Origin of the sequence: Peribacillus frigoritolerans (genome assembly GCF_004358755.1) — a bacterium.
Classification (GTDB): domain Bacteria; phylum Bacillota; class Bacilli; order Bacillales; family Bacillaceae; genus Bacillus_P.
In genome coordinates this window covers 115,193-128,411 of sequence record NZ_SMZY01000001.1, presented here as the reverse complement: position 1 = coordinate 128,411, position 13,219 = coordinate 115,193, and the positions used below count along the sequence as shown (strand labels likewise).

General features: G+C 42.4%; 12 protein-coding genes, 1 tRNA gene and 1 other annotated feature. All 13 genes read right to left on the bottom strand.

The window, feature by feature from the left end; all coding sequences use genetic code 11:
- Positions 1–120 precede the first annotated feature (120 nt).
- The 13 genes from E2R53_RS00570 to rph all read right to left on the bottom strand — a co-directional run bounded on the left by E2R53_RS00570 (position 121) and on the right by rph (position 13,125).
- Positions 121–1,131: a tetratricopeptide repeat protein gene (locus E2R53_RS00570; protein ID WP_133309948.1), complete on the bottom strand. Its 1,011-nt coding sequence runs from the start codon at positions 1,129–1,131 to the stop codon at positions 121–123.
- 81 nt (positions 1,132–1,212) lie between these two features.
- Positions 1,213–1,809: a 3-isopropylmalate dehydratase small subunit gene (leuD, locus tag E2R53_RS00565; RefSeq protein ID WP_133309947.1), complete on the bottom strand. Its 597-nt coding sequence runs from the start codon at positions 1,807–1,809 to the stop codon at positions 1,213–1,215.
- Positions 1,781–3,220 carry a 3-isopropylmalate dehydratase large subunit gene (gene leuC, locus E2R53_RS00560; protein WP_133309946.1) on the bottom strand — a complete coding sequence of 480 codons (1,440 nt, stop codon included), beginning with the start codon at positions 3,218–3,220 and terminating at the stop codon, positions 1,781–1,783. The genes leuD and leuC overlap by 29 nt, the downstream gene beginning before the upstream one ends.
- 64 nt (positions 3,221–3,284) lie before the next feature.
- A complete protein-coding gene (gene leuB / locus E2R53_RS00555) occupies positions 3,285–4,397 on the bottom strand; it encodes a 3-isopropylmalate dehydrogenase (RefSeq protein WP_133309945.1) in 1,113 nt (370 codons plus the stop codon).
- A 27-nt stretch (positions 4,398–4,424) separates the two neighbouring features.
- Positions 4,425–5,969 (bottom strand): 2-isopropylmalate synthase, encoded by a 1,545-nt coding sequence (locus E2R53_RS00550; protein WP_133309944.1) that lies wholly within the window; start codon positions 5,967–5,969, stop codon positions 4,425–4,427.
- The gene (gene ilvC / locus E2R53_RS00545; RefSeq protein ID WP_070876390.1) at positions 5,956–6,978 is read right to left on the bottom strand and encodes a ketol-acid reductoisomerase; all 1,023 of its coding nucleotides are present in this window, start codon (positions 6,976–6,978) and stop codon (positions 5,956–5,958) included. Before ilvC ends, E2R53_RS00550 begins: the two co-directional genes overlap by 14 nt.
- Before the next feature lie 29 nt (positions 6,979–7,007).
- Positions 7,008–7,526: an acetolactate synthase small subunit gene (gene ilvN / locus E2R53_RS00540; protein ID WP_070876388.1), complete on the bottom strand. Its 519-nt coding sequence runs from the start codon at positions 7,524–7,526 to the stop codon at positions 7,008–7,010.
- The gene (gene ilvB / locus E2R53_RS00535) at positions 7,523–9,241 is read right to left on the bottom strand and encodes an acetolactate synthase large subunit (protein WP_133309943.1); all 1,719 of its coding nucleotides are present in this window, start codon (positions 9,239–9,241) and stop codon (positions 7,523–7,525) included. Before ilvB ends, ilvN begins: the two co-directional genes overlap by 4 nt.
- 110 nt (positions 9,242–9,351) lie before the next feature.
- Positions 9,352–9,607, bottom strand: a binding site (T-box leader).
- Between the two features lie 11 nt (positions 9,608–9,618).
- Complete coding sequence (ilvE, locus tag E2R53_RS00530) at positions 9,619–10,524, bottom strand: branched-chain-amino-acid transaminase (protein ID WP_070876384.1); 906 nt, start codon at positions 10,522–10,524, stop codon at positions 9,619–9,621.
- A 518-nt stretch (positions 10,525–11,042) separates the two neighbouring features.
- Positions 11,043–11,118, bottom strand: a tRNA-Arg gene (locus tag E2R53_RS00525).
- Positions 11,119–11,236: 118 nt separating this feature from the next.
- Positions 11,237–11,755: a metallophosphoesterase family protein gene (locus tag E2R53_RS00520; RefSeq protein WP_133309942.1), complete on the bottom strand. Its 519-nt coding sequence runs from the start codon at positions 11,753–11,755 to the stop codon at positions 11,237–11,239.
- 18 nt (positions 11,756–11,773) lie between these two features.
- Complete coding sequence (locus E2R53_RS00515) at positions 11,774–12,361, bottom strand: XTP/dITP diphosphatase (RefSeq protein WP_133309941.1); 588 nt, start codon at positions 12,359–12,361, stop codon at positions 11,774–11,776.
- Between the two features lie 5 nt (positions 12,362–12,366).
- A complete protein-coding gene (gene rph / locus E2R53_RS00510) occupies positions 12,367–13,125 on the bottom strand; it encodes a ribonuclease PH (RefSeq protein WP_070876380.1) in 759 nt (252 codons plus the stop codon).
- Positions 13,126–13,219: the final 94 nt, after the last annotated feature.

Here is a 13,219-nt window from a genome sequence, read left to right as displayed (position 1 = left end):
AATCGGCCAGTGTAGTGTATGATGTCTGCGCGCATAAGGGTACATTCCCTTTGGTACGGCTGATCATCATTTTACAACCATTTTATTATAACATAGAAAAAATTCCTTTCAACATTTACGTTAGATTTGCAAATAAGAAATTTCTTCTATTTCATAAATTTTTCTTGCTGCTTCCATCAGCCTATCTTCTTTTACTTCATATGTATAGCTGACCTCTTCTGCCGGTGCGGCTATGCCATGCATTTCATAGCCTGCATAATGAAGCGCAGCTGCCCACAGCCTTGCTTCTGCCGGTTCCGGCAAAAATGGAAATAACACGTACAAATGGCGGATCCATACTTCTTTTACTGCTTCGTACAGCGCAGGATTCTCCTGCCCCAGATTATCATCCAGGACATTCAGGACTTTCTTTGTAAAAGGAAGTTCAGATAAGTCTTCAAGTTCTGCCGGAATCAGCGACATCGTTTTGCCGAACTTAGCAATTTTTACTTCTTTTTCCACCTCATTCTCCATAAGCAAATGAAGAATCATCGATTGCACAACAGGATGGCTGCCTTCATCCTTCAAGATGGATTGAAGCTGCAGCATGTGCCTTGATACATTTCGGTCTTTTAAGGATTGAACATAGGCAACCTGCTGATTTATCGTATCAAGCAAATTTCTCGGTTCTGTATAGCTTTCATCTTCCTCTTCCTCATCAATCGGAAAATCTTCGTCCTCGGTCATTTTACGGCTGAAATCGAGAAGCTTGTAAAAGTGCTCGGCCTGATCATGAGGCAGCTGATTTTCCTGGAGCACAGCCTCGATCGTCTGCTGCACTTCACTATATTGCCTGAGCTGAATAAGAACCGTTAAATAAACCTGCAGCACAGTAAAATAGTCCCCGATGTCTTCATGGAGCATTTTACGGCAAACTGCCTTCGCTTCTTCAAGCTCTCCAAGCTCCATCAGGCATAATGCGATTCCGAGATGAATTTCAGCCCTTTCCTCTCCAAGTTCCAGCACTTCATAAAAGAGAGAGAGAGCTTCTTTAAATTGTTTATTTTTCAGCGCATCCAATCCTTTATCAACTAAACGCTCACTTAAGTTAGGAAACGGAATGACTTTTCTCTGTTTTTTTCCATCCATCATTGTAGGATCATCTCCGGCTTGCTATTTGCCTACAAGTGTACCAATGGACGCTTTAGAAAACAAGGAAAGAAGAGCCCGGAATTACGACATCCAGACTCTTCTTGATTTTTCATATTCAGCAATCTGTTCTTCATACATGAAAGTAAGTGAAATTTCATCATGTCCGTTCAGCAGCATATCTTTCCAGTATGGATCGACCGTGAACGAGTAAAGGACCATTTCCCCGTCGCGGATTTCTTGTTTTTCAAGGTCAATCGTGCACTCAAAATGGGGGTTTGAGGCCCGCTGAATTAACTGCTGATGAAAATTTCCATCTATTCTAATAGGAAGAAGTCCATTTTTCAGGCAATTTTGATGAAATATATCTGCAAAAGAAGGGGCAATGATGACTTTGAACCCGTAATCCCCTAAGGCCCAAGGCGCATGCTCCCGTGAGGAACCGCAGCCGAAATTCTCTCCAGCCACTAAGATGCTTGCTCCTGCTGCCTCAGGCTTATTCAGCTCAAATTCAGGATTGTCTGTTCCGTCATTTAAATATCTCCAGTCAAAGAAAGCAAATCTGCCATATCCGGTCCGTTCAATCCTTTTTAAAAACTGCTTCGGAATAATCTGATCTGTATCTACATTCGACCGGTTTAAAACAGCCAGCTTACCTTTGTGTACTTGAAATGCTTCCACTTTCAATCCCTCCTGTAAGTTCTCTGACATCAACAAATCTGCCGTAAACAGCTGCTGCTGCAGCCATTGCCGGACTGACAAGATGGGTCCGGGCACCTTTTCCCTGTCTGCCTTCAAAGTTCCGATTTGACGTTGAAGCGCAGCGCTTTCCTTCAGGCACAATATCATCATTCATGCTTAGACACATACTGCAGCCTGATTCGCGCCATTCAAATCCTGCATTCATAAAAATCTGATGCAGTCCTTCTTCTTCTGCCTGAAGCTTCACTTTTTGGGAGCCGGGAACGACGATTGCTCTTACAGATGGGTTTACTTGTCTATCCTTAATCACATTAGCAGCCTGACGAAGGTCTGTTATTCTGGAATTTGTACAGGATCCGATAAACACATAATCAATTTCAATATCCTGCACCCTTGTATCCGGTTCAAGCCCCATATAGAAATATGCTCTCTCTGCTTCCTGCTTCTCTTCCTGTTTGGTGAACATGCTGGTGTTCGGCACTTTTTGATCAACTGCTACAGCCATGCCGGGATTCGTTCCCCAAGTAACCATTGGAGAAATATCGGCAGCTTCAATTGTAATTTTATCGTCATATTCAGCCCCTGGATCACTCTTCAGGTTTTTCCAGTAGGCAATGGCTTCCTCCAAGTCTTCTCCCTTTGGAGCATATTGACGTCCTTTAACATATTCAAAGGTGGTTTCATCAGGGGCCATAAGTCCAGCACGAGCTCCCGCTTCGATTGACATGTTGCAGACGGTCATTCGTTCGTCCATTGACATTTTTTCAATCGCTTCTCCGGTAAATTCAATGACATACCCTGTACCAAAGCGAACCCCGAATGTCCCGATAATATATAAAATCACATCTTTTGCTGTTACCCCTTTTTTCAACGAGCCGTTTATATGAATGTTTAATGTTTTCGGTTTCTGCTGCCACAGCGTTTGAGTTGCCAGCACATGTTCCACTTCACTTGTTCCGATACCAAATGCCAATGCTCCAAAGGCTCCATGTGTAGAGGTATGGCTGTCTCCGCAGACAATTGTTTTTCCTGGCAGTGTAAGTCCAAGCTCAGGTCCGATTACATGGACAATTCCCTGATCTGTACTATTAAGGTCTGCAAGCCTGATTCCAAATTCGCGGCAATTGGTCTCAAGTGCGCTTACCTGAAGTTTAGCAACTTCATCTTTAATTTCAAACCGGTTAACCGTTGGAATATTATGATCCATTGTAGCAAACGTATTTCTGGGTTTTCTTACCTTTCTCCCGTTCTGCCTTAAACCTTCAAACGCCTGCGGGGAAGTGACCTCATGAATCAGATGAAGATCTATATAAAGAAGGTCAGGCTGATCATCTTTCCGGTAGACAACATGATCATCCCATATTTTTTCTACTATTGTTCTGGCTTTCAAACAAATACCCCCTTTAATATTTAAAAGATTGGCGCTTTTCATCTGTTGAAAAGCGCCGAAAGGTTTATGCATAAGCTTCCATTATGTTAAAAATCGCATGATCATCCGCAAGGGCAGCTTTGATCTCCTCAACAAGCTCAGAGGTAGAAAACGGCTTTTCTCCTTTTCTTGTTAAATCAGCCGTTCTCTTGCCTGAATCGAGTACATGTTTAACAGCATTTTCGATTGCTTCCGCCTCTTCCTCCATTTTAAAGGAGTGTCTAAGCATCATGGCTGTTGATAAAATCATGGCGACAGGGTTCGCTTTATCTTCTCCCGCGATATCAGGAGCAGAGCCATGAACAGGCTCATAAAGATGCAGTCCTGTTGCACTCAAGCTTGCTGACGGCAGCATTCCAAGGGATCCTGTCAGCATGGAAGCCTCGTCACTTAAAATATCACCAAACATATTTTCAGTGACAATCACATCAAATTGTTTTGGATTATGAATAAGCGCCATTGCTGCATGATCAACCAGCATATGCTGAAGCTCAACATCAGGGAATTTCATTGCGACTTCTTCAGCAACTTCTCTCCACATTCGGCTAGATTCTAAAACATTCGCCTTATCAACAGAAGTCACTTTCTTTTTTCTATCCTGTGCAAGCTGAAACGCTCTTTCAATAATGCGCTCCATTTCATCACGCTTATAAAACAGCGTATCGACTACCGTGTGTTCCCCATTTTTCACATTCCGTTCACTCGGCTTTCCGAAATAAAGACCGCCTGTTAATTCTCTTACAATCATGAAGTCGACGCCTTCCACATACTCCCGCTTAAGCGGAGACGAATCGAGCAGGCTTTCAACCGTTTCAACAGGCCGGAGATTTGCGTATAAATCAAGTTCCTTCCGAAGAGCAAGCAGACCTTTTTCAGGCCTTAAATGAGATGGGTTCTTATCCCATTTCGGCCCTCCTACTGAACCAAGCAGAACTGCATCAGATTCTCTGCACATTTGCAGCGTTTCCTGCGGAAGCGGAGAATTCATTTCATCGATCGCCGCTCCTCCAATCATTCCATATTGAAAATGAAAACGATGATAGTAATGTTCTTCAATTGCTTTTAGAATTTCCACAGCACCATCCATAACTTCTTTTCCAATACCGTCTCCCGGCAATAATGCAATTTTCTTCTCCATTTAACTCTGCCTCCTTCATGATTTTTATTAAACAGTAGCTTTTAGGCTTTCCTCGGCTTGAGCATTTAAAATAAGAATTCGATTTACAGCATTCAGATAGGCTTTCGCGGAGGCTTCAAGAACATCCTGCGCCATTCCTCTGCCGCTTGATTCAACGCCTCCGACCGTGACTCTTACAAAGACTTGAGCAAAGGCATCGCGGCCGCTGCTGTTGGATTGAATCCGGTAGTCCTGCAGTTTAATAGAAAAACCTGTGCACCGCTCAAGTGTATTGTAGATGGCTTCTACACTTCCTCCGCCAGTGGCTGCTTCCTGCACTAACTGCTGCTCCTGGTTTTTGAGAGTAACTGTAGCAGTCGGCACCTGGGATGTTCCGTACTGAACCTGCAGGGATACTAGTTCAAACATATCCTCGCTTCTTTCTACTTTTTCTTCTATTACAAGAGCGGCAATATCTTCGTCAGTAAATTCTTTCTTTTTCTCAGACAGTGTTTTGAACGTTTTAAAGATTTTATTAGATTCTTCTTCTGTTACACTGAATCCAAGCTCTGCAAGCTTGCTTTTGAATGCGTGACGGCCTGAATGCTTTCCAAGTACCATCGAATTTGAGCCGACTCCCACAAGCTCGGGTGAGATAATTTCGTACGTTGTTTTTTCCTTCAGCACACCATCCTGATGAATACCTGATTCATGGGCAAAAGCGTTCTTTCCGACCACAGCTTTATTCGGTGGAATCATCATTCCTGTCAGCTTGCTTACAAGATCACTCGTTTTCTTGATTTCATCAAGCTTCATATTGGTCTTTGCACCAAAGTAATCTGAGCGAATATGGAGAGCTACGCCGATTTCCTCAAGTGATGCATTTCCAGCACGCTCACCTATTCCATTAATCGTACCTTCGATTTGCCCGGCTCCGTTTTCGATGGCTGCCAGAGAATTCGCAACTGCCATACCAAGATCATCATGGCAATGTGCAGATAAGATGACTTTATCAATGCCTTTTACATTTGATTTCAAATATTGAAAAATCTCTCCGTATTCTTTCGGGTTAATGTAGCCCACTGTATCCGGGATATTAATTACGTTTGCACCCGCAGCAATCACTTCTTCTACAATTTTTGCTAAAAATGGAAGTTCGCTTCTGCAGGCATCCTCGGCAGACCATTGAATAAGCGGAAAGTATTTTGATGCATATTTGACTGATTCAACGGCTGTTTCAATGACTTGTTCAGGAGATTGCTTTAATTTATAGTGCATATGAATAGGTGAAGTAGCAAGGAATACGTGCAGTCTCGGGTTTGCACCATCTTTCAGGGCATCCCATGCTGCATCGATATCTGTTTTCACTGATCTTGCAAGTCCTGTAACTGAACAATTTTTAATTGTTCTGGCAATCTCCTGTACAGCTAAAAAATCTCCTTTTGAGGAAGCCGGAAACCCGGCCTCCATAATATCAACACCAAGTCGTTCCAGCTGAAGGGCAATCTGCAGTTTTTCTTTTGCATTTAAATTGACTCCGGCTGATTGTTCCCCATCTCTCAGAGTTGTATCAAATAGGTTAATTTTTCGCACTTGCGACCACTTCTTTCCGTTTTGGCTTAACAAATGGCATCATTTCACGAAGCTTTCTCCCTACTACCTCAATTTGATGTTCATTTTCACGATTGTTGATTGCGTTGAATTGAGGGCGATTTACCTGATTCTCGATAATCCAGTCTTTTGCAAATTTACCGGATTGGATATCATGCAAGACTTCTTTCATCGATTCTTTTACTCTTTCATCTACGACTCTAGGTCCAGATACGAAATCTCCCCATTGTGCTGTGTCTGAAATGGAATATCTCATTCCTGCCATTCCATCTTCATACATAAGGTCAACAATCAGCTTCAGCTCATGCAGACACTCGAAGTATGCAAGCTCCGGCTGGTATCCCGCTTCTACTAATGTTTCAAATCCTGCTTTTACTAGAGACGTTAACCCTCCGCATAAAACCGCCTGCTCTCCGAAAAGGTCTGTTTCTGTTTCTTCTTTAAAAGTTGTTTCAAGCACTCCTGCACGAGCTCCTCCGATTGCTTTTGCATAGGCTAAAGCAAGATCTTTGGCCTCGCCTGTTACATCCTGATAGACTGCGAATAATGCAGGAACGCCGGCACCGTCTTCAAACGTTCTTCTGACAAGATGTCCAGGACCTTTTGGAGCGACTAAAAATACGTCTACAAATTCAGGAGGAACAATTTGGTTGAAATGCACGTTAAATCCGTGTGCAAATACTAGTGCATTTCCTGGCTGAAGCTGGTCTTTGATTTCTGCTTCATATACTTTTTGCTGCTGTTCGTCCGGCAAGAGCACCATCACAACATCTGCCTGAGCTGCTGCTTCTTTAACCGTTGTAACCTCTACTCCGTCTGAGGCAGCCTTGTTAAATGAATTTCCTTTGCGAACGCCGACAACAACATCAATTCCGCTGTCCTTCAAGTTCAGTGCATGAGCGTGGCCCTGTGATCCGTAGCCGATTACTGCAACCTTTTTACCTGCTAATACTTCCTCTTTAACATCACCGTTATAATATACTTTTACCATGTTCATTCTCTCCTTTTAATGTCAATTTGTTAAACGATTGAATAAGTTTTTGCGCCATTTGCAGCACGCTGTGTTCCTCTTGGGAAAGCAGTTGTGCCGGTTCTGGCAATTTCTTTGATTCCATAAGGTCTTAATAGATCAATGATTGCTTCAATTTTTTCTGATTCGCCTGTAACCTGAACTACTACGCTGTCACGGCTCACGTCAATGACTGTTGCTCTGAAAGGTTCAATCACACCTTGAACTTCCATTCTTGTCGCTGGCGGTGCAATGACTTTAATTAAGGCGAGCTCTCTTGCGACGATTGATTGATTCGTAATATCCTGTACTTTTAAAACATCAATCTGCTTATTAAGCTGTTTTGTAATCTGTTCAACTTCTTTTTCGTCTTCTACGTGAATGACAAACGTCATTCTTGAGATTCCTTCAATTTCTGCATGACCGACTGTGATGCTTTCGATATTATAATGTCTTTTTGTAAATAAACCGGTGATCCGATTAAGGACCCCTGAACGATTATTGACAGTCAGTGTAAGAATTCGCTTCACGGTTTAACACCCACCATTTCATGTAATCCTTTTCCTGGAGCAATCATCGGGTATACATTTTCCATCTGGCTTACATGTACGTTTATCAGAACAGGTTCTTTTGATAAAAGAGCCTGTTTGAACGCCGGAAAGTCTTCTTCAGTCTGAATTTTCAGTCCTTTCATGCCGTACGCTTCCGCTAACTTTACGAAATCAGGCTGTGATTGAAAAACAGATTGTGAATATCTTTCTTCATAGAATATTTCCTGCCACTGTCTGACCATTCCAAGCACTCCGTTGTTCAATAAAATCACTTTAACCGGCAGATTCAGCTCGTGGATAACAGATAGTTCCTGAAGGGTCATCTGGAAACCGCCGTCTCCAAGAATCGCGATGACATTTGCGTCTTTTTCAGCAAGCTGGGCTCCAATAGCTGCAGGCAATCCGAATCCCATTGTGCCGAGTCCTCCTGATGTAACCCAGCGATTAGGCTGCTGCAGGCGGTAATACTGCGCTGCCCACATTTGATGCTGTCCGACATCTGTTGTAATAATTGCCTCTCCATTTGTCCATTCATGAATGAGTTCAATCATATGCTGAGGTTTAAGCTCTTCATCTGATTTTTTGTACCATAACGGCAAGGACTTTTTGTTATTCTGCAAGGCTGTATACCACTCATCATGCTGGCTGCGTTTGCCGTTTTGATGAATAAGATTTTCAAGAACAAGTCTTGCATCGCCAACGACTGGAATTTTTGTTTCAACCACTTTGCCGATTTCAGCAGGATCGATATCAATGTGGGCAATCGTTGCGCTTTTGGCAAAATGATTTAAGTTTCCTGTTACCCTGTCGTCAAACCTTGCACCGACACTGATTAATAAATCACATTCATATAACGCCATGTTTGCGGTATATGTACCATGCATTCCGGCCATCCCGAGAAAGAGCGGATGATCTGCTGGAAAACTTCCAAGACCGAGCAGTGTGTTTACAACTGGAATGTGCTGCTGTTCCGCGTATTCTTTCAGCTGCTCGCTTCCCTTGGCATGAAGCACTCCTGCACCCGCTAAAATAACCGGCTTTTTGGCACTGCTGACAGCTTCGACAAGCTTTCTGATCTGAAGATAATTCGGTTCTGTTTTTGGCTGATATCCCGGCAGATGGACAGGGGCGTCATAATTGAAAATCCCTTCCGCTATTGCGATATCCTTTGGAACATCAATGAGAACCGGACCCGGTCTTCCCGTTGTTGCGATATGAAAAGCTTCTTTGATGATGCGCGGGAAATCATTTACATCCCGGACTTGATAATTGTGCTTTGTAATCGGCATTGTGATTCCAAGTACATCCGCTTCCTGGAAAGCATCTGTTCCAATGACGGAAGATGCAACCTGTCCTGTAAATACTACCAGTGGCAGGGAATCAATCATAGCATCTGTAAGCCCTGTAATCAGGTTCGTGGCGCCTGGCCCTGATGTGGCAATGACGACTCCAGGTTTGCCTGATACTCTCGCATAGCCCTCAGCTGCATGAATTCCGCCTTGCTCATGCCTTGTTAAAATGTGATACATGCCAGAGTTATAGAGTTTGTCGTAGATTGGAAGAACTGCCCCTCCCGGATAACCGAAAATCACCTCTACATTCTCCCGTTTTAAAGCTTCAATCATCATCATGGCCCCGGTCATCGTTTTCGTACATTTGGCAGAGTTTGCATCCAATTGTACCTTCATACTCATTGATTTTTGCCTCCTTTTTTCCCGCTATCATCAAAAGCCTTAATTTTTTATCTGATTATTTCAAAATAAAAAACCTCCCCGCCCCAATATTGCCCACGTGTAATGTGAGTCAAAGGGGCGAGAAGGTTTGAAAACACTTTTCGCGGTACCACCCTTGTTCATGGTCTGCATTAGACCACCTTATGAAAGCACTTGGCTTTCTTTTTAATAACGAGTGCTGTGAAAATGACACCCGGCTGATTCTACTAAACTTCAAATCAGCACTCAGAGGCGAGTTCACTTAAAAAGGGACCGCCGGTTCTCAGCTCCACCAGCTCTCTTTAGATCCTTGTTTTCTAAGCTACTTATCCTCTTCAGCGTTTTAATTTATTCTTTTATCAGCTTACACTTAAGCTTGAACTGCTTCCTTTTACTTTTACACCATCAGATAATACTTTTTCTCTGAAACACTCAAGCAGACGGTTCGTATGCTCTCCTGGCTGCCCATCTCCGATTTCCCTGCCGTCTACCTTAACTACAGCAATAACTTCAGCGGCAGTTCCAGTCAGGAAGACTTCATCTGCTGTATAAACATCATGTCTTGTGAAAGGTTCCTCACGTACATCGTAGCCAAGTTCTTCAGCTATTTCGATGATGACATTTCGGGTAACTCCTTCAAGCGCTCCCAGGTAACCTGGAGGAGTAAGAAGTTTTTTATTTTTATAGATAAAGACATTATCAGCAGATCCTTCTGCGACATAGCCTTGATCATTCAGCATCAGAGCTTCGCTTACATTTGCGAGGTGTGCTTCAATTTTTACAAGTACGTTGTTCAGGTAATTCAGTGATTTTACTTTAGGACTTAAAACGTCCGGCCTATTGCGCCTTGTTGGAACTGTCACAATATCAATTCCTGTTTCATAAAGGTGTTTAGGGAAGATTGACAGCGGCTCTACAATAATGACAACATTTGCTTCTTTGCATTTATATGGATCAAGCCCAAGATCGCCGACTCCTCTTGAGACAACAAGTCTGATGTATGCATCATCTAATCCGTTTTTCTCAACAGTCTTAACTGTTAAATCCGTCATTTCCTCTTGCGTATATGGCATGTTGAGCAAGATGGATCTGGCTGACTCATATAATCTTTTCATGTGCTCATTTAATCTGAAGATGTTGCCGCTGTATACTCTGATTCCTTCGAAAATACCGTCTCCATAAAGGAAGCCATGGTCATACACCGAAATTTTCGCATCTTCTTTTTTTACAAATTCGTTATTTAGAAAAATCCATTGGTCACCCATAAAGAGCACACCTTTCTTTTAAAGTCTAAACGCGTTAATCAGTTGAATTCCAGTGTGTAAAAAAAATCCGTATAACGTTTGTTATGGACTCTTTTAAATGAACCTCACATGTTCATGTAACTTATATTTGAGCCTATATTACGCCCATTAAATAACGGTGTCAACCGTCTTTTTTCGAATTGTTAGATAATTTAGATTTGTTTAACAATTTGTATACGCTTACATGCCCGTCATAATAGGGATTGTGTTTTTTTGAAAATTTTTAGAAGTTTTTTTCTGTGAGATTGTCTGACAAGGTTTTGGCTGATTTGATAAGGGGTAAATAGGGGCGAAAAATATTTTTGAATTTAGAAATTAATCTTTTTTTTGACTCCGAAATGAAATTTGTTAGCAATAGAAGAGTTTGCAAAGCGAATATGATCCTGTTAAATATCCTAAACTTCTTTTTAAAAAAATTTATGAAAAAACAACAAAAAAACTTCTTTCGATCAATCGAAAGAAGTTGTATGTATAAAGTATGGCGTCCCAGGAGAGATTCGAACTCCCGACCAACGGCTTAGAAGGCCGTTGCTCTATCCACTGAGCTACTGGGACATATTATTTACTAACATCGCGTTTATGTATCAGCGACATTTTTTATTATATGTTCGATTAGATTAAAAGTCAATAACTTTTTCTAAAATTTTATGAAAGAGGGAAAAATATCCCTCTTTCACGATGAAGCCAGCTCAAACCTTTGCGAGAGGCCGGTTACAGGAGATCCGTCAAGCTCGAAAAAAGTAACTTGTGCCGTTTGATTTTGTATTTCTAATATAACATATGTTTTTTCAGTGCGCATCCGCGGAAGTCTGATGCTTCCCGGGTTAATGAAAAGGATATTATCGACATATTCCGCTCCTGCCATATGAGAGTGACCAAAGCAGACAATCTTCGCATCGTGCTCTTTCGCACTGTACATCACATTCATAAGAGTGGATTTTACATTGTGCAAGTGGCCATGAGCAACAAAGAAACGATATCCTTCCACATCTTGGGTGACTTCATTTGCAAACCGTGCTTCAAAATCACAGTTTCCGCGGACAGAAGTATATCCCTGAATAGCAGAATGATCTGCTTCAAGTTCAGAGTCTCCGCAATGAAACATGGCATCTGTTTCCCATTCATGGCGTTTTCTGATTTCCTGAAGCTCATCTGTTAAGCCGTGGCTGTCACTGATTATTAAAACTTTCACGTAAAAAACTCCCCATCGTCAGGCTTTAAGCAGTTTTGCAAGCTTTTGCAGCGCAACCGCACGATGGCTGATTTTATTTTTCTCTTCCTTCGTTAACTGTGCCATCGTTTTTGCTTTATCTTTCACTAAGAAAATAGGATCGTACCCGAATCCATTCTCTCCCATTGGCTCTTCTGTGATATAGCCTTCAACTGAACCTTCTACCGTAACCGTTTCACGGCCAGGCTCAGCCAGTGCCAGTGCACAGCGGAATCTGGCATTCCGTTCTTCCTTTGAAACACCCTTCAGCTGAAGCAGCACTTTTTCAATATTGGCTGCATCACTTTTCTCAGCTCCTGCATAGCGTGCTGAATAAACCCCAGGTTCTCCGCCAAGATAATCGACTGATAGCCCGGAATCATCTGCAATGGCCATTTTCCCATATAGCTTTGAGATTGCCTCCGCTTTTAAAACGGCATTTTCTTCAAACGTAGAGCCCGTTTCTTCAACTTCTGGAGAATCTTCCAGGTCCATCAGTGAAATGGCCTTTAAATCGTATTGAGATAAGATCGATTGAAATTCAAGTAACTTACCTGCATTTTTCGTTGCAATAATAACTTCCTTCATATGATTCATCCCTTTCCATCTTTTTGATCGATGATTTTCAGAGCTAAATCTCCAAGGGCCTCCATTTGAATTGAAATTAGCGAGTTTATTCCTTTTTCAGCTAAATCAAGTAATTCATTCAGTTCTTCTCTTGAAAAAGTCGCTTCTTCTCCAGTTCCCTGAAGCTCAACGAATTTCCCTGAAGACGTCATGATGACATTCATATCCACCTCTGCTGATGAATCCTCAATATAATTTAAATCCAAGATCTCACCAAGCTTTGAATCCATTCCGACTGATGTCGCCGCAAGAAAATCCGTGATTGGCAGCGTACTGAGTTTCTTCTGAGACATCAGCTTTCCAAGTGCTAAAGTCATGGCAACGAAAGCTCCGGTAATGGAAGCTGTGCGCGTCCCGCCATCTGCCTGGATCACATCGCAGTCAATCCAGATGGTGCGCTCGCCTAACTTTTCAAGATCAACCACTGCACGCAAAGCTCGTCCAATCAAGCGCTGTATTTCCATCGTGCGGCCTGTTATTTTACCTTTTGAAGACTCTCTGATCGTCCGCTGTTCAGTAGCGCGGGGCAGCATGGAATATTCCGCTGTGATCCATCCCTTTCCTTCTCCCCGCATAAATGGAGGCACACGGTCCTCAATGCTTGCATTGCAAATTACCTTTGTATCGCCAACACTGATTAACACCGAACCCTCAGGATGCTTCACGTAGTCTGTCAGAATTTCAACTCTTCTTAATTCATCTTGTTTGCGCCCATCATGTCTCATCATATTCCTCCGATCAATTCTTATGCTGATCAAGCTTTCGTTTTATGTATAAACAATAAAGAAGAGGCAGCGCTTATGACTACCTCTTAGTTTC

What these genes read in the sequence shown, in the direction of transcription:
- ilvE (WP_070876384.1), bottom strand. Translation starts at nt 10,524, where the DNA reads ATGGGTGACCAATGGATTTTTCTAAATAACGAATTTGTAAAAAAAGAA.
- E2R53_RS00515 (WP_133309941.1), bottom strand. Translation starts at nt 12,361, where the DNA reads ATGAAGGAAGTTATTATTGCAACGAAAAATGCAGGTAAGTTACTTGAA.
- E2R53_RS00570 (WP_133309948.1), bottom strand. Translation starts at nt 1,131, where the DNA reads ATGATGGATGGAAAAAAACAGAGAAAAGTCATTCCGTTTCCTAACTTA.
- ilvC (WP_070876390.1), bottom strand. Translation starts at nt 6,978, where the DNA reads ATGGTAAAAGTATATTATAACGGTGATGTTAAAGAGGAAGTATTAGCA.
- rph (WP_070876380.1), bottom strand. Translation starts at nt 13,125, where the DNA reads ATGAGACATGATGGGCGCAAACAAGATGAATTAAGAAGAGTTGAAATT.
- ilvB (WP_133309943.1), bottom strand. Translation starts at nt 9,241, where the DNA reads ATGAGTATGAAGGTACAATTGGATGCAAACTCTGCCAAATGTACGAAA.
- leuB (WP_133309945.1), bottom strand. Translation starts at nt 4,397, where the DNA reads ATGGAGAAGAAAATTGCATTATTGCCGGGAGACGGTATTGGAAAAGAA.